We start from the raw sequence: 16,739 nt of genomic DNA, 5'->3' as shown, positions 1-16,739 counted from the left end.
TACTGGACACTTTCGAAGATTTATTGGACACTTTTTGAAGTTTACTGGACACTTTCAGCTGTTTATTGGACACTTTCCACATTTTACTGGACACTTTTTATTAAAAAGAACTCTCGAAACGAGAGTTCTTTCTTTTCCTATATTAATCAAAATCAATGGCCCATGCACCTTGACGGAATACCGGTTCTTTTTCTCCGTCTGCCGTTTCTCCATCGATATCTAAGTCAGCAGATCCGATCATGAAATCAACATGTGTCAGACTATCATTGACACCATGTTTATCCAGCTCTTCCTCATTCATATCAGAGCCGCCTTCAAGGTTTGTTGGATATGCTTTTCCTAATGCAATGTGACAAGAAGCATTTTCATCATACAAAGTGTTATAGAAAATTAGACCTGATTGTGATATCGGAGATGCATGTGGTACTAATGCTAATTCTCCAAGTCGTGTTGCTCCTTCATCTGTCTCCAATAAATGCTTTAATGTATCATAGCCTTGTTCTGCTTCAAAATCGACTACTTTCCCATCCTTAAATGTTAAACTGAAGCCATCAATCATATTACCACCATATACAAGTGGTTTTGTTGCAGTTACTTTACCATCTACTTTGTATTTATGTGGCATTGTAAAGACTTCTTCTGTCGGCATATTCGGGTTGAAATTATTACCATTTGGTAATTTCGCAGATCCACCCTTCCAAATATGACCCTCTGGTAGTTCAAAGCGAATACCTGTACCTTCTGACTTGAATATTAACGCTTTATAAGATTTTTTATTTAAGTATTCTCGAGCTTGTTTTAATGTACGATTATGTTCATCCCATGCAGCTACAGGATCTTCCTGATCAACACGAACGATTTTAAAAATCTCTTCCCATAAGCTTTCGATTGCATCTTCTTTCGATTTATCTGGGAAGATTTTTTGTGCCCAGTCACCTGTTGGAATGGAGATGATTGACCATGGAATCCGATCATTCATCGTATATTGACGAAACTCCTTCATCGCTTGCCCACTTGCTTTGTTTGCTTTTGCGACTTTCGCAGAATCGATATCTTTCAGTAAATCCGGATTAGTCGAGCGGATCGATAATAACGCCGCACCATCTTCAGCAAAATCTAAATGCTTCGCTACTTGCCATTCCGGTATATCTGTTAACACTTCTTCTGATGCATAGTTAAATTTCAAATAGGTAAGCTCATCATCTGACCAATTAATATGGACATTTTTAGCACCCATTTCATATGCCTTACGGGCTACAATTCTCGTAAAATCTGCTCCTTCAATGGAAGAATTGATCACTAGTGCTTGTCCTTCTTGTAAGTTCACACCTGTTTTTAATGCGAGTTCTGCGTATTTTTCCTGTAGTTGTTTGTCTGCCATTATGATTCCTCCTTCAGTTCTTCTATTAAAAGGGATAGTTCTTCCCATCTTTCCATTTTTTCTTCTAGCTGTTGCTCGATTTCACTTTGTTTATTGTATAGTGGTTGAATTTTGCCTATATCACTACCTGCTTCGGCAATTTCTGTAGCGATTTGCTCAAGTTCTGTTTCCAGTTCGGTTATTTCATCTTCAATTGTATCCCACTCTTTTTGTTCATGATAGGATAGCTTTTTCTTTTTTCGTTTCGGTTTATGGTTGGATGTCGTTTTGTTTTGCTTATCCTCTGATTCTTTTTGCTGTTCGCGGAATTCAGAATAATTGCCATAAAAAAAGGTTAAAGTTTCATTCTCGGTAAAGGCAATAATCTGTTCAACGGTTTTATCCAGAAAGTAGCGATCATGAGATACTGTGATTACGACACCAGGAAATTGATCTAAATAGTCCTCAAGTATCGCGAGAGTTTCGGTATCCAAATCATTAGTTGGCTCATCGAGAAATAATACATTTGGTTCACGCATTAATACGGTTAATAAATATAATCTGCGACGTTCCCCACCTGATAATTTCTTAACATATGTCCATTGTTGTGATCTTGGAAATAAAAATCGTTCCAGCATTTGTTCAGCGGTGATAACACTGCCATCTATGGTATGGACAACCTCTGCTACGTCGCGGACAAGGTCAATTACTTTGACACTATCATCTAGTCGTGGATGATCTTGGGTATAATAACCGATTTTCACGGTTTCCCCGATATCGATTGTGCCTGTATCCGGCTCGAGGCGACCAGCTAAAATATTCAGTAATGTCGTTTTTCCACTACCATTAGCACCAACTATCCCTAGTCTGTCACCAGGCTTAATTAGAAAACTAAAATCTTTAAACAAGATTTTTCCGTCATATGATTTACCTAGATTTTTAACTTCCATGACTTTTTTTCCAAGGCGAGTGGATCCGACTTGAAATGATAGATCCTGTTTTTTTGTGTCGAAGGTTTTCTCTTTCATCCCCTCAACACGATCAATTCTTGCTTTTTGTTTCGTTGTTCTGGCCTTCACACCTGCTTTGAGCCAGGCAATTTCCTTTTTAAGAATATTTTTATGCTTTTGTTCTGCTTGTATTTCTTGTTCTTCTCGTATCGCTTTTTGTTCTAAAAAGGTTTGATAATTGCCTTCATATGTATATAAGTTACCCTTATCCAACTCAAAAATACGGTTGGTAATTCGGTTAAGAAAATAGCGATCGTGTGTAACAAGCAAAATAGCTCCCTGATAAGTTGGTAAATATTCTTCGAGCCATTCGATCGTATCGTTGTCAAGATGGTTGGTTGGCTCATCAAGTATCAGTAAATCTGCTGGTTGAATTAAAGCTTTGGCTATTGCTACACGTTTACGTTGACCGCCAGAAAGATTTTCGGTTTTTTGGTCAAACGCCGGAACTCCTAATTTGGTTAGGATTGTTTTAGCAACAGTCATGGCGTCCCATGCTTCGATTTGATCCATTTTTTCCTGCATTTTCAAAAGTTGATTTTGCATGGTTACATTTTCAGGATCTCTTTCTAAAGCTAATACGGCTGATTCGTATTGTCGTAAGGTGACCATCATTTCAGCATCACCATAATATATTTGATTTAGCACCGTGTCCCCATCCATTAACTGCGGATCTTGATCTAGGTATTCTATTCGGTAATCGTTTGGGTGATCGATCATGCCGGATTCTGCTTGATCGATACCTGCTAATACTTTTAGCAAAGTGGATTTCCCTGTACCATTAACCCCTATTAAACCGATACGATCGCTGTCTGTAATCGAAAACGATATCTCGTCAAACAATACTTTCTCACCATACGTTTTGACTAGATCCTCTACTTTAATCGTGCGCATTGTATCTATCCTTTCTAGTTAAGAAAAACTAAGCAAAACCTCCACGTTCCTTTACGTTCACCTGATTCCTAGTCGATATATACTGCGAAGTAATGTGGTAGATGTGCGGTCACCTAAGAGATAATATATCGTGATGACAACTACCACTCCGGCTGCCCACTTCCCTTTCCGTGGGTTTGCCCTTCAGCTAACTTTTTCGAGCAAAAACCGCTCGAAAAAGTGGATCTTCAGGTCAAACAGGTCCCACAGGAGTGGAAGTGGGCGGCCTTCGTTAAGATATGCTCCACAACGCTTATCCGAAATCAGCTAGTCGATTTCTCCACCATATGTAGCGTAGGGTACGACTATGCTAAAGAGGCATTCACACCCAATTAGTACTGTAATAAAACAGAAAAATTTAGTTCCATAAAGTTCATTTCTTTCTATAATTAGGGAACAAAAATAGCGTAGGCAGAATACGGAGACTCCTGTGGGACAGCGAGAGCTGAAGATCCACTTGGTGAAGCGCCTTTCTTCACCAAGTTAGCTGAAGCCGAGCCCACGGAAAGCGCAGTATTCTGCCGGAGCGGTTTACATGCACTCTCTAAGTCAAGAATGATGGTAGAAAGCAATTCCTTGTCCTCGTTACTGCGCAGTTTATGTTTTTTGTACAGCAAATTGATTCTGTTTCTTTGTCCGAATTTCTACAAAATCGGTGAAATCAATCTTGAAATAGACTCTTTAAAACGAATCCATAAGGAACGTTGTTGATAGAGAGAATATGTAAGATTGGTTACGTGCTCCATATCTTTTTCAAATTCATCAACTAGCATTTCTGCCATCGTTTCATTATATAAAAAAGCATTTACTTCGAAGTTAAGACGAAAACTTCGCACATCAATATTTGCCGTTCCAATCGATGCTATTTTGCTATCGACTACTATCATTTTAGCATGCAGGAAACCTTTTTGATAAATATAAACGGTTGCTCCGGCTTTTAACATTTCCCCGATATAGGAATAGGTTGCCCAGTAAACAAAGGGGTGATCCGGTTTGTTCGGGATCATTATCCGAACGTCCACACCTGACAGACAGGCAATCTTCAAAGCATCCAACAGGCTTTCATCTGGGATAAAATAAGGCGTTTGTATAAAAATATAATCTTTTGCTGACATAATCATTTTTATATAACCATGTTTTATCTGTTCCCATTCGGAGTCCGGACCACTTGAAACAATTTGCATGCCGACATTACCAGCAGGGACAGGTATATAATAACGTTCATTATATTCAATATCATGACGGGATGCCTGATTCCAGTCCAGAATAAACCGTGTTTGCAAATGCTTCACCGCGCTACCGGTAATGCGCAAATGCGTATCGCGCCAATATCCAAATCGCTTATCTTTCCCCAGATATTCATCACCAATATTAAAACCACCTATATAGCCGACTTTGCCATCAATAATAACCAGTTTACGGTGGTTACGGTGATTGATCTTTAAATTAACTTTCGGAATCAATGGTGGGAAAAATCCTTCAACCTCTGCCCCCGCATGCCGCATTTTTCGAATTAACTTTCTGCTTAACGTTCGGGAACCTAAATCGTCATATAAAAAACGGACTTCGACTCCTTCTTTTGCTTTTTTTATCAACGCATCTGCCAAGCGGGAACCGAGATGATCAGATCTAACTATGTAATACAGTAAATGAATATGATCGGTCGCATTTTCGATATCTTCCAATAACGAATTAAACTTTCGATTGCCATCAGTAAATATGTTAACTTCGTTATCCTGTGAAAAGATGGCATCATTATTCCGTAAATGCAAGTAAAATAAATCTTTGTATTGATACATCCTAGGATCATTAATAAAGAAATCTCCATTTTCAATGTCTCGCAATTGATGCTGTACAGCGGTTTTGACACCTAGCTTGCTTTTGGTATCCCATGTAAAAATCGTTTTATTACTTAATTTCCGACCAAAAATAAGATATAAGATAAAACCAAAAATTGGGATGAACGTCAAGACCATAATCCAAGCCCATGTAGCAGTAGCATTTTTGCGCTCTAAAAAGATAATGGTTAAAGATAAAAGAATATTAAAAATTAAGATAAAACTAACGACTAGTTGTGTAATCTCCACATGAAGCCCTCCCTTCCCTTGACACCTTACACACTATAAATATAGCACAATTATGACCAAGCTAATAGCAATCGCTATCAGCTTAGTCGATCGTAATCGAATCATTGTCTTTTTTCGTTTTAGGACCTCTAATTTCTAACACTCCATTTTGGAAGCTTGCTTTGGCTGTTCTTTTATCAACTGCATATGGCAATGTAATGGTGCGCTCGTTACGATGCTGTCTTCTTTCCTTATGATAATAATGATACGATTCATCATACTGTTCGGTTTCCTCAAGATGATCTATCATTACTGTAATTTGATTACCAACTATACGCAGTTGTATTTGCTCTTTTTTTAGACCTGGCAAATCGACACGAACGATCCACTCTTGCTCTGTTTCAGCAACATCCACAGGAATTTGTTTTGGTACTTTTGCTTGTTCAAAAAAACTATCGATTGTTTCCATCACATTGCGTGTCGGTTTTTCGTAAAGAAACGCATCTAATTTCTTAATGAAGTCTTCTCCCCACTCTGGGATTCCACCTTTCTGTGCCATTTTGCTCACTCCTTTCTAATAAAATTCCCACTTTATTTTATGCATCTAGGTGACAAATGATCCTGTCGTTAATTTTTATTAATATTCTGATTTTTTATTGACGGTTTCCAATATATAACTTATAATAAGTACAATTGAATTGTATAAGTAGTAACTCTTATCTAGAGTGGCAGAGGGAATAGGCCCTATGAAGCCCGGCAACCGTCAGTTTGAACATCAAATTGAAAAGGTGCTAAATCCTACAGGTTCAACCTGAAAGATAAGAGGAGGACAACTAGTATTTTCAACCTCTTCTTACCTTTTGTTAAGAAGAGGTTTTTTATTTTTAAGGAGGGTACATAATGACAAATTCGTTCCAATTTCCAGGTAGTGAAACCAATCTATTACACGGAGGACAACAAGTAGACCCTGCAACAAATGCCCGTGCTGTTCCAATCTATCAAACTACGTCTTACGTATTTAATGATACGGAACATGCACAGAATTTATTTGCTTTAGCAGAAATGGGCAATATTTATTCTCGGATTATGAATCCTACAGTCGATGCGTTCGAACAACGTATTGCCCTGTTAGAAGATGGCGTAGCGGCAGTCGGGACAGCATCTGGTGCATCTGCTATCACGTTAGCTATTTTAAACCTTGCTAATGCAGGGGACGAAATTGTTGCAGATAGTAATTTATACGGTGGTACTTTCAATTTGTTTAACAAAACATTACCTAAATACGGTATTGACGTGAAATTTGTAGACGGAACAGATCCAGAAAATTTCCGAAATGCGATTACACCTAAAACAAAAGCAATTTTTGGTGAAGTAATTACAAACCCTAGTTTGAATGTATTTGATATTGAAGCTGTCGCTGATATCGCACATGAACAAGGTGTACCATTAATTATAGATAATACTTTCGCAACGCCATATGTATGTAAGCCGATCAGTTGGGGTGCTGATATCGTAGTACACTCCGCAACTAAATGGATTGGCGGCCATGGGACATCGATCGGTGGCATTGTCGTAGATAGCGGCAGATTTAATTGGAATAATGAACGATTCCCTGGCTTCACTGAACCTGATGAAACATATCACGGTATACGTTTTGGAATTGATATTGGACCACCTGCATTTGCCATTAAATTGCGGGTACAATTATTACGCGATATCGGTCCATCTTTAAGTCCACAAAATGCATTCTATTTCTTACAAGGACTAGAGACGTTACATTTACGTATTGAGCGCCATAGTGAGAACACGAAGGCTGTTGCAAATTACTTAGAAAACCATCCGCAAGTTGAATGGGTATCTTATCCTGGTCTTGAAAATCATCCATCTCACCAATTAGCAAAAAAATATTTGTGTAACCATTTTGGCTCTATTATCGTCTTTGGTATAAAGGGTGGTAGAGAATCAGGTCGTCAAGTGATAGATAATATTAATCTATGGTCTCATGTGGCCAACGTTGGTGATGCAAAATCATTAATAATTCATCCTGCATCTACTACACACCAGCAGTTAAATGAAGAAGAATTAGAGTCTTCTGGTGTTAAAGAAGAATTAATTCGTTTGTCTGTCGGAATTGAAACGGCAGATGATATTATTGCAGACCTGGATCAGGCAATTGCAAAAGCAACAAATAGTGAACCGACGATCCAGCCAAATACTGAGAAAGCCATTGCATGGGCACTTTCATCTCCATTAGCTCGAGAGAATGGCGATATTCGTCCGAAAACAATTGCAGTAGCAGGTGACATCGAAGGTTCAGAAGCACTAGCTAAATTGAAAAAGTTAGGCTACCAAATTGTTTCTGCAAATACTGCAGAGGGTGAAATTGATATTTTATTTGTTACTGATAGTAAGGAAGCAGCAACTGCATATACTGATCAAGCTAAAATTGTCTGGTTTGCCAAAGAGCAAACAGATACTGAAACGAAGACTAAGGCGGAAGCAAATGGACAAATTGTCGTTGAAGATAAATGTCCGTTCCAAGAAGCAGATCGCTTACGCCGAGGAGAATAACTTTTCTCCCTGAACATCGTTATTTATCTCCCCAAGATAAATATAAATACACACAGAAAACGCCGGAATATTAAGTATATCCCGGCGTTTTCGCATTTATTGGCATTTAAGATCACCAATAAGTCACCTTTTAAACAAATTATATTCTTTCTAATTTTATTTGAATGGTACCACTTAATTATTTTAGAGTAATATATCCCTTTTAATCTACCACTCATTTGATAGTTCTTCTTCAAAATAAATGTCATTATCTTATGAAAGTCAATAATAGCTTCGGGCTAACTCTTTAATCCTTTAGCAGCTTGACTGCGATTGATAGAATAATTAATTTTCCTAATAATTATCATTTAACTCTTTTATTAATTCTACCGCCTCATCCACATCATGTACACCTATCACTTCGATAGGTAGATCATATGCTTCCTTTATTTCTTTTGCTTCCTGCATATTTTCAGTTGGTATTATTATTTGGTTGAATCCTGCATCAATTGATATTAGTATTTTTTCCTTGATGTACCCCACTGGATAGACCTTTCCTTCTTTATTAACTGCGCCAGTTACAGCAATAGGTTTATTATTTTCAAGTTTTCCTTGATAGACAAGGGATGATAGAATCAAGGATAATCCTGAACTATTCCCCCCTGTGTTTTCCCTATCAAAATATTTTTTTATTGAACTAGGGGTTGAATGCAAATAATCTGTAACAACTTTAGACATTTTTTCAAAGTCACTCTTTAGTTGTATCCCCATCATGTTAAATATTTCAGTGTTTTTATTCTTATACCTATTTTTGTTTTTAATATCTATAACTTCGTAATTATTTTTGTCTGATTTTACGTTTTTGATGAATTCCTCTTCATTCTCAATATAACTAATATAGGTTAGATTAACTCCTAAGGAATAAATTCCTGTGTCTTCTATTATTTCTTCTGGTTCACTATAAGAGGTAATAGCATATTGGTAGGTATCTAGTAATACAAGAGGAAAATCGAATACGAGAAAGAATACAGACAAAATTAATGATATCAAAGCCGGACGTTCCAATAAGGGAATTTTCCATATTTTCGAATTGAAAATTAATAAAAATATAATGTTTGCACATAACAATAATACAAAGACAAAGGAGTTAATGAAATCCACTAAATAATAATAAAATTCTGTTAAATATATGCTACATATAAACCAAAAAGGAGCATTTCTGTTTATATTTACTACTTTCTTCACAAACATTTTGATACACCTCCATTACGCTTATACTAAACAATATCTTCAGAATAATGACATCTTTCGAAAAAATTATTTATACACTTATGTAATAGCGTCTTAAAGTTAACTTATAAATAATCGAAACGGTCGCATTAAATTATCATATCAAGTTAGTATCAGATCCTTACATGATAATTCTAACATAATATTCCATATATTTACTTACTATAAATATAGATGCCTTTATAACTTTAAAACCAAAAAACTAATAGAGTCTTTGTATCATTCAGAAAGAAAGAAAAAGTATCCTGAACGTTGGTTCACAATAAGAAATGAGAAAATACATGAAAAAAGTTGCACTCTATCCCATATGATAGCAGGCAAAAGAAAACATGCAAAAATTTAAGATGAAAAAGGTCTCATCTCCCCAAGATAAATATAAATACATAAGACCGCAGACCTTTTATACGGCACATTTTCCTATTTACCATAAAATCTTTCATGTGATACAATACATACCATTATACAAAACAAGCATTTTCAGCCCATGAATTGCATATCCTGTAACACATAACCAAAGATTAATTGCCGAGCTCTGTTCTAATTATCTGATACATACTGCGAACTAGTGATCTAGGTGCAAACGTTTATGAAGCGGACATTTAATACGTTATTTGACTGAAAACCACCTATTTTTCGATGTTAGCGGACATTGAATCCCTTATTTGGTTCATTTCGGCTTCCATTAGCACTATTTTCGATGAATAACGGAATCGATGTCCGCGACTACTCTAAAATCGGCACTTTTGCGACAAATAGCGGAACAAATGTCCGCGCTCAGCCCAAATTCACTTGGGAGTCCACTTTATTTCGCAGTTTGTACTATATTTAGATTTTCTGTTAACAAATTTAAAAGACGGGTATAATCAAGTAAGAGACTTTTTAATGTAGGTGTTGGTAATGAGCAAAAAGGTGTTCATTTTTCTTATTATATTTATCTTCGTTGCTGGGATCGCTATCTTTCTATTGTTTTTCCAAACGGATAATAATAAAACAAATGAATCTATTTCACAACCTAGTGAAGAATCAGCAGAAGAGACGACAGAACAAGAAACAATTGAAGAGGAAGAAGAAGAATCACTTAGCCAAAACGTACGCAACGCAGTAAGAGAGGCACTTAGTTTTTTTCAAAAAGATACACATATTACTGCGATAGGCGATTCCTTAACTCAAGGGGTTGGCGATGAAACAGGCAATGGTGGTTATATTGGTATTTTAGATGAACGATTGGACGAACAAGATATCGATGTTACATTTGATAACTTTGGCAAACGAGGTAATCGTACCGATCATTTGTTAAAAAGATTAGAGGAGAATCCTGAGATTAATGAATCTTTAGCAAAAGCAGATATGGTTCTTATAACCATTGGTGCAAATGATATTATGCAAATTATGAAAGATAATTTTATGAATCTAACAGAAGAACCTTTCATCGAAGGACGCGGACCATATGGTGATCGCTTATCACAAATATTAGATCACATCATATCAGTACAACCAGAAGCAGAGATTTATCTGTTAGGCTTTTTCAACCCTTTCGAGAAATATTTTGGTGATATTGAAGCCTTAAATCAGATTTTGACACGTTGGAATAATGAAAGTTTACAAGTTACCAATCAATATGAACAGGTTCATTATATTCCGATGCAGGATATCTATCAATACGAGACAGATAATGTATTTTCAGATGATAATTTCCATCCGAATCATAAAGGATACCAATTGATGGCAGAACGAGTTATTACTTATTTAGAAAATGATTTAGAAGAAGCCCAAAACTAAAGGATGACATGAATGAAAGACAAAATAACCAATTGGAAAAAATTATTTATTACTTTAGCTTCAGTTAATCTTGCTCTTATTCTGGGGATTTTCCTTTTCATTTTCTGGCCAGCGCCTGGTGCGGAACCACCAGAGAAAGTATTTCTGGAGGATGAAGCTGGGGCGGAATTTACCATCCGCTCTAGCAAAGATAACTTGAATGAGCTTGTCAACGCTTATATCGCGAAATTACCGAAGCTGGATAATATACAATATTCACTTCGGCTAGATGAAGAAGTCCATTTAATGGGGAGTGTGGAAGCTTTTTCAAAAGAAGTCCCCGTTAACATTTCGTTTGAACCGATCGTACAAGAGAATGGTGACGTTATTCTTCAATCAACCGGAATGTCACTGGGATTATTACGATTACCACAAGATCGTATCTTGCAATATGTTAGCAGTCGAGTGACAACGCCCGAATGGATAACAATCAACCCAAAAGAAGAACATATTTATATTGCTTTAACTCAGATGGAATTAAAAAGTAATTTCCGTGTACGGGCACAGCAAATTGATTTAATCAATGATAATATTTCATTCCGTATCAAAGTACCAAATGACACTTTGGGATTATAAAGAGGCAGGGCAAAGTTCCCGCCTTTTTTGTGGCTACCTACTATTCATTTTCAATTAATCCGTTTTGGTAGGCATAGACCGCTGCCTGTGTACGGTCTTGTACCTCCAGCTTGCTTAAAATATTGCTGACGTGGACTTTTGTGGTTTTGAGTGCAATAAAAAGGTCATCCGCAATTTCCTGGTTCGTCTTGCCTTGGGCGATCAATAATAAGATTTCTAGCTCTCTTTTAGTTAAGCTGTCATGTAAGCTTTTCGACTTTCGATTACTGAATTTCGCCATCATTTTAGCAGTCACTTCTTTTTCAAGAACTGATTCGCCAGCATAGGTATCACGAATGGCTTTAGCAATTACCTCTGCCTTGGAAGTCTTTAATAAATAACTTGTCGCACCTGCTTCTAAAGCAGGATAGACTTTATCATCGTCAATAAAACTCGTAACAATTAATATCTTTGCTTCCGGCCATTTAGCGATAATTCTTCGTGTTGCTTCGATGCCGTCCATCCCATCCATGACTAAGTCCATTAAAATTACATCAGGTTTATGTTCCAGGGCTAATTCTACTGCTTTTTGACCATTATCCGCCTCTGCAATCACATCGATATCATCTTGTGTCATCAAATAAGCACTCACACCGATTCGCACCATTTCATGGTCATCAACAAATAATACGCTTATCATTCTTTCTCACCTTCTTCACTGATTAATGGAACACGCACTTCTATTTTGGTCCCCTCATCTGCCAAACTTACGATGTTAAGCCTGGCACCCACTTCTGCTGCTCGTTCATACATATTAGTGAGACCATATGAACTTTCCTTTTTTTCCTGTACATTAAATCCAATACCGTCATCGACGATTCTGAGTATTAAAAAATCATCGCGTTCGATTAATAATACGTCAATCGTCGAAGCTTTCGCATGTCTTAACGCATTGGAAAGCGCTTCTTGTAAGATTCGGAACAGCTGATCTTCAATTCCTTTGTTTACTTTGATTTCTTCCAAACGCCAGGAAATATCCATCGGAACCTTGGCATGAAGCTCTTCTAATAGTTGCTCCACTCCTTCATTCAATGATTTATCTTTCAATAAGACCGGGCGTAAATGTAACAGTAATGCTCGCATTTCTAATTGCGCCTGTTGAATCATTGCTTCAATTTGGTGTAATTGTTTGGTCTTTGTTTCTTTTTGCTCCTGATTTGATGCTATCACAGCAGAAACAAGCATAGAAGCGGCGAAAAGCTCCTGACTGACAGAATCATGCAACTCTCTTGCTAAACGATTACGCTCCTCGGAAATAACTTGATTAATCGTCTCTTCCTGTGCACTTGCTCTTTCATCGATTAGTTTCTGGGTTCGCTTCGTTTGATCCTGAATGTATTGCTGGACTTCCTTTAACCGACTAAGCACATGATTCATTTCTTCATACGATACAGGATCAGAAAAAGTTTGGTTTTTCAGCAGTCTTGCTAGACTATTTTCTAAAAATTGAATACGACGTTGCCAAATCGCAGCGATAATAATACCGATAATTGAGCCGAAAAGGATCGTAATAGTCGGTAGCATGACGACAAATGGAATCTCTAAAACTTTTGTCGCCCATAATAATTGCCAATTTTCGATAGGAAATGCTAAATAATAAAATACACTTAAAATAATGAGAAGGAATAAAGCAAACAGAGAACCGGTAGCGATCATTCTTGTATACATTTTCATCCTCTTCTCACCTCAAGCTTTCCGGCAATCATTTGGGTAAAGATTTTTACCCTTTGAGGTGATTCATGGTACCCTTTTGTTTGCAATTGAATGTGTCGGTTGAAGGCGTTTTTCTCCTCATGATCAAATGCTTCAATATCACCAAATACAACTGTATGATCGATCGTAACTTCTACATCATACGGTACGACAATAACAATTTTTCCTGCAAGATGGCGAATCACCATAACTGACTCTTCCTTAGGCAGCATCGTATCATTTAAATCAACGACAACATCACCAACTGCTGATTGAATATTAAGGTCTTGCCAGGAGAAACCATTTTGAGTTGTATGGTATTTGCCACACCATTTATTTTGAATAACACGGTCTTCATATAGTGTTTCTTCTGTTATATCAATATGATTAGGCAACGGCTGCTTTTCTTTTTGTTTTTGTTGATACCAATGCCAAGCGAAATAAAGTATAATAACAAAAATAAAAAAGCGTATTACAAATGTATTAATAACAGCAATAAAAACAATGAATGCGCCACCCCAGAAGAGCGTTTTACCTGTTGTTGTATGAAAGGAACGCCTTCCGAAGTACATGCCGACTGCCCCTAATGCAATAAGAAAAAGGAGGCCAGCATCCATAAAAATAAATTCTACAAGTAAAAATACACAGCCAATGATCAACAAAGTCTTTAATAGATCATTATTTGGTTTGATTGACATTGGTGCAGACCTCCTTTTTGTACATTTTTAACGGGAAGTAAAAGGTGCAGTATAGACTGCACCTACTTTTATTACTTCGCTAACGGTCATGGGGAATTACTTCACCATGATCGTAGTCCCTCTTTATAGGATAGCATGTTTTTAGTTGTTTGTTGTAGCTTTTTTTTCTAATTCTTGAAAGCGTGCATCTAAAGTATGCAGGCGATAATCTGATTGGACACGCTGTTCAATGCGTTCGATGTAGCTTTCAAACTCTGCAAATTTCGAAGCACTTTTGGAAACTAATTCGGTTTCCAAGACCTTGTTCATCCCTTGTTTCGTACGAGCAACATTTTCTCTGCTACGTAATTCCAGTCGCTTTACATAGAGGTCTTTTAATTTCTGCTTCATTTGAACATATTTTGTCTCAAGGGTTTCTAGATCTTTGACTGATTTATCGGACATTTCATTTAAATGAGCAACGCGTGCTTCGAATTGCTCTAATTCTGTTTGTGCCTCCGTCTTCAATTCCGTTTCTTGCATTTCTTCTGCTAATTGAACTTGGGGTTTACGCTTTTCCACCATCATTTTGGCGTGGTTTAATTCTTTAGCAATATCCTGTTTTATTTCATATTGTTTCTCCACCAAACGTTTGATTTTCTTTACTTCCTGCTCACACTCACGAATGTATTGGTTAACGTGTGCGATTGGGTTTTTCTCCTCTTTTCGATCCATAGCCTCGTGTAAATCTGCCATCACCGAATCTTTAATACGTGTAAATAAGTTTGACATATTATATTCCTCCTTCATTTGATTTAAAGCTTGTCCCACTCTAAGTAATCTTGACGTTCTTTTTCTTCCTGATATTTTTTATAACTGTAATACAAAACGACTAAAGCTACTACACCGATTAGTGCCGGGATGTTCGACAGTGACATGGAAACACCAATTAAGATGACTATTCCCCAGCCGACTTTCTTTCCGGTAGTATTCGCTAAGATGAATTGCTTCACACCATAGTAAGCAAGCACCACACTAATCAATAGCATGATCATCGGGCCTAGATTTGCTAGTAAAATGATTGAGGCGATCACCGCTAAACTGATAAGTAGAAATGTTTTCAACTGCGTTCCCTCCTTCCATAACTTAATGATAGCTTGTCTCATCGATTTGGGTAACGGACTGCGGATATATTTTAGACTAAGACCCGAGGCTTATTATTACTAGGACCATGCGTGTGACAGTTCAAGTCAAGTTCCTCCCCACTCAGTCAGTCGTTCAGATTCGATTTGGAGAAAGGTTGGTTGAGCGGACATTTAGTGCGTTATTTGGTAAAATAACACCCTTTTTTTGATGTTGGCGGACATTTAATCCGTTATTTGGTTCAATTTGGTTTACGATAGCACTATTTTCGACGAATAGCGGAATAGATGTCCGCATGCATCCTATATTCAGCGATTTTGTCGCAAATAACGGAACAAATGTCCGCACTCTTTCCAGATTTACTAGGAGATAATCTATGTCCACTTTTTTTGCACATTCAGACTAAAACTAAAAACACACGCAACTCGTGAAAACAGAATGCGTGTGTTTCATTCGGCTAACAGCCAAACAGTGCTAGCAACTGATGCCCTATCCTATTCTAAAGTTCTCTAATATCAAATGATATAACTCGTTCTGTTGTCGGGTTATAAACTACTGTTCCTCTGACAGTTATCCGTTCTTGCGTGTTTTGTAAAGAATAATCGTAGACTTCTCTCACTTGATTTTGTGACGGCTGTGTTTTTTCAACAAAATTATAATCTCTCACATTATAGTTGGGATAAGCAGTCTGGATAACTTCTAACAAATACTTACCCCATTTAACCTGCTCCAATTCAGGTGATGGTTCAAATTGAATGGACAACACTCCTACAGATGGATTTGCACCTAATGCCTCAAATGCCCTGCGATGCAAGTTTAAGTTTGTTTCCGGTGCGTTCGGCACTGTATCCACGACCGTCACAATAACTTCTCTAGCATTCTGCGGGTTTCTTACTTTAATCGTTTGACCACATTGATAAGGGGAATTGGTGCTGACCGCTACTGTCATGTATTGATTATAAGACCAAGGAATATTACATTGGGTTACATTCCCGCCTTCTGTCCAAGTTGCCTGCCCATTAATGAAATTCTGCCGGAAATCATACGGAAACATTTGATATTGCGGATAGCCGTACTGGTAATATGGGTACATATTCTTTTCCTCCTAAACATTTACTCAAGATATTCTATGAAAAACTGGGCAAATGTTGTGACTGGAAATATCCGATAGCAAGCTTATCTGAACCTTTTCATTAAATAAACTGTGTAAAGCCCCATCACTAAATGCTAAGTGGATCTGCGATTGTTTTAGTGGCCATTGTGAATTATATGGACTGCTTGACCATCACTCCGGCTGCCCACTTCCCTCGTATGATATAGGTAACCTTAATTTTAAGGTATCCCCATGAAATTGTATAATGGGGGTAATCAGATGGAGGTATCGTTACTTCCCTTGAAGCTTAGTCTTCGTCGGAAAGTCTGATGCCTGCTTCTTTATAGAATGATTCGTATCAGCTGGATGACACAGACGTTGTCGAATATCGAACGAGGATGGATAGCTATAAAGATGCGGAGGTTTCCTCTTTTCTGATTAATCTATCATACAGGTGGTGTTTACATGTACTACTTAGGGATTGATATTGGT

The 16,739-nt window shown here is 37.3% G+C and carries 15 protein-coding genes and 1 riboswitch; of the genes, 3 read left to right on the top strand and 12 right to left on the bottom strand.

The window, feature by feature from the left end; all coding sequences use genetic code 11:
• Positions 1–142: 142 nt before the first annotated feature.
• The 4 genes from GH715_RS05855 to GH715_RS05840 form a co-directional block, all read right to left on the bottom strand.
• A complete protein-coding gene (locus GH715_RS05855; RefSeq protein WP_153834816.1) occupies positions 143–1,381 on the bottom strand; it encodes an aminopeptidase in 1,239 nt (412 codons plus the stop codon).
• Positions 1,381–3,264 (bottom strand): ABC-F family ATP-binding cassette domain-containing protein, encoded by a 1,884-nt coding sequence (locus GH715_RS05850; protein WP_153834815.1) that lies wholly within the window; start codon positions 3,262–3,264, stop codon positions 1,381–1,383. Before GH715_RS05850 ends, GH715_RS05855 begins: the two co-directional genes overlap by 1 nt.
• Positions 3,265–3,947: 683 nt before the next feature.
• Positions 3,948–5,390, bottom strand: a complete 1,443-nt coding sequence (gene cls, locus GH715_RS05845; RefSeq protein WP_163578474.1) for a cardiolipin synthase — start codon at positions 5,388–5,390, stop codon at positions 3,948–3,950.
• Between the two features lie 82 nt (positions 5,391–5,472).
• Positions 5,473–5,928, bottom strand: coding sequence for an Hsp20/alpha crystallin family protein (locus tag GH715_RS05840; protein ID WP_153834814.1), 456 nt, complete (start codon positions 5,926–5,928; stop codon positions 5,473–5,475).
• 154 nt (positions 5,929–6,082) lie between these two features.
• A riboswitch (SAM riboswitch) is annotated at positions 6,083–6,194 on the top strand.
• A gap of 75 nt (positions 6,195–6,269) precedes the next feature.
• Between GH715_RS05840 and GH715_RS05835 the strand changes: the two genes are divergently transcribed.
• Entirely contained in the window at positions 6,270–7,940 is a 1,671-nt protein-coding gene (locus tag GH715_RS05835) for a PLP-dependent aspartate aminotransferase family protein (RefSeq protein WP_153834813.1), read from the top strand.
• 333 nt (positions 7,941–8,273) lie between these two features.
• Here GH715_RS05835 and GH715_RS05830 read toward each other — a convergent pair whose 3' ends face one another.
• Positions 8,274–9,170, bottom strand: coding sequence for a S16 family serine protease (locus GH715_RS05830; RefSeq protein WP_153834812.1), 897 nt, complete (start codon positions 9,168–9,170; stop codon positions 8,274–8,276).
• A gap of 936 nt (positions 9,171–10,106) precedes the next feature.
• On the opposite strand from GH715_RS05830, the gene GH715_RS05825 reads away from it, so the two are divergent.
• Positions 10,107–10,988, top strand: a complete 882-nt coding sequence (locus GH715_RS05825; protein WP_153834811.1) for an SGNH/GDSL hydrolase family protein — start codon at positions 10,107–10,109, stop codon at positions 10,986–10,988.
• Between the two features lie 12 nt (positions 10,989–11,000).
• Positions 11,001–11,603, top strand: coding sequence for a YpmS family protein (locus GH715_RS05820; RefSeq protein ID WP_153834810.1), 603 nt, complete (start codon positions 11,001–11,003; stop codon positions 11,601–11,603).
• A 40-nt stretch (positions 11,604–11,643) separates the two neighbouring features.
• Here GH715_RS05820 and GH715_RS05815 read toward each other — a convergent pair whose 3' ends face one another.
• From GH715_RS05815 to GH715_RS05785, 7 genes are all read right to left on the bottom strand, one after another.
• Entirely contained in the window at positions 11,644–12,282 is a 639-nt protein-coding gene (locus tag GH715_RS05815) for a response regulator (RefSeq protein ID WP_153834809.1), read from the bottom strand.
• Positions 12,279–13,316, bottom strand: coding sequence for a sensor histidine kinase (locus GH715_RS05810; protein WP_153834808.1), 1,038 nt, complete (start codon positions 13,314–13,316; stop codon positions 12,279–12,281). Before GH715_RS05810 ends, GH715_RS05815 begins: the two co-directional genes overlap by 4 nt.
• Positions 13,313–14,032 (bottom strand): cell wall-active antibiotics response protein LiaF, encoded by a 720-nt coding sequence (liaF, locus tag GH715_RS05805; RefSeq protein ID WP_153834807.1) that lies wholly within the window; start codon positions 14,030–14,032, stop codon positions 13,313–13,315. Before liaF ends, GH715_RS05810 begins: the two co-directional genes overlap by 4 nt.
• A 141-nt stretch (positions 14,033–14,173) precedes the next feature.
• On the bottom strand, positions 14,174–14,803 hold the full coding sequence (locus GH715_RS05800) for a PspA/IM30 family protein (protein WP_153834806.1): 630 nt from the start codon (positions 14,801–14,803) through the stop codon (positions 14,174–14,176).
• Between the two features lie 23 nt (positions 14,804–14,826).
• Positions 14,827–15,135: a lmo0954 family membrane protein gene (locus GH715_RS05795; protein ID WP_018933472.1), complete on the bottom strand. Its 309-nt coding sequence runs from the start codon at positions 15,133–15,135 to the stop codon at positions 14,827–14,829.
• A 154-nt stretch (positions 15,136–15,289) separates the two neighbouring features.
• A complete protein-coding gene (locus GH715_RS05790) occupies positions 15,290–15,451 on the bottom strand; it encodes a hypothetical protein (RefSeq protein WP_163578473.1) in 162 nt (53 codons plus the stop codon).
• A 202-nt stretch (positions 15,452–15,653) separates the two neighbouring features.
• The gene (locus GH715_RS05785) at positions 15,654–16,247 is read right to left on the bottom strand and encodes a DUF3889 domain-containing protein (protein ID WP_153834805.1); all 594 of its coding nucleotides are present in this window, start codon (positions 16,245–16,247) and stop codon (positions 15,654–15,656) included.
• Positions 16,248–16,739: the final 492 nt, after the last annotated feature.

The sequence above is a fragment of the Gracilibacillus thailandensis genome, assembly GCF_010994055.1.
In the GTDB taxonomy this organism is placed as follows: Bacteria; Bacillota; Bacilli; order Bacillales; family Amphibacillaceae; genus Gracilibacillus; species Gracilibacillus lacisalsi.
This window is presented reverse-complemented; position numbering and strand designations above follow the sequence as displayed.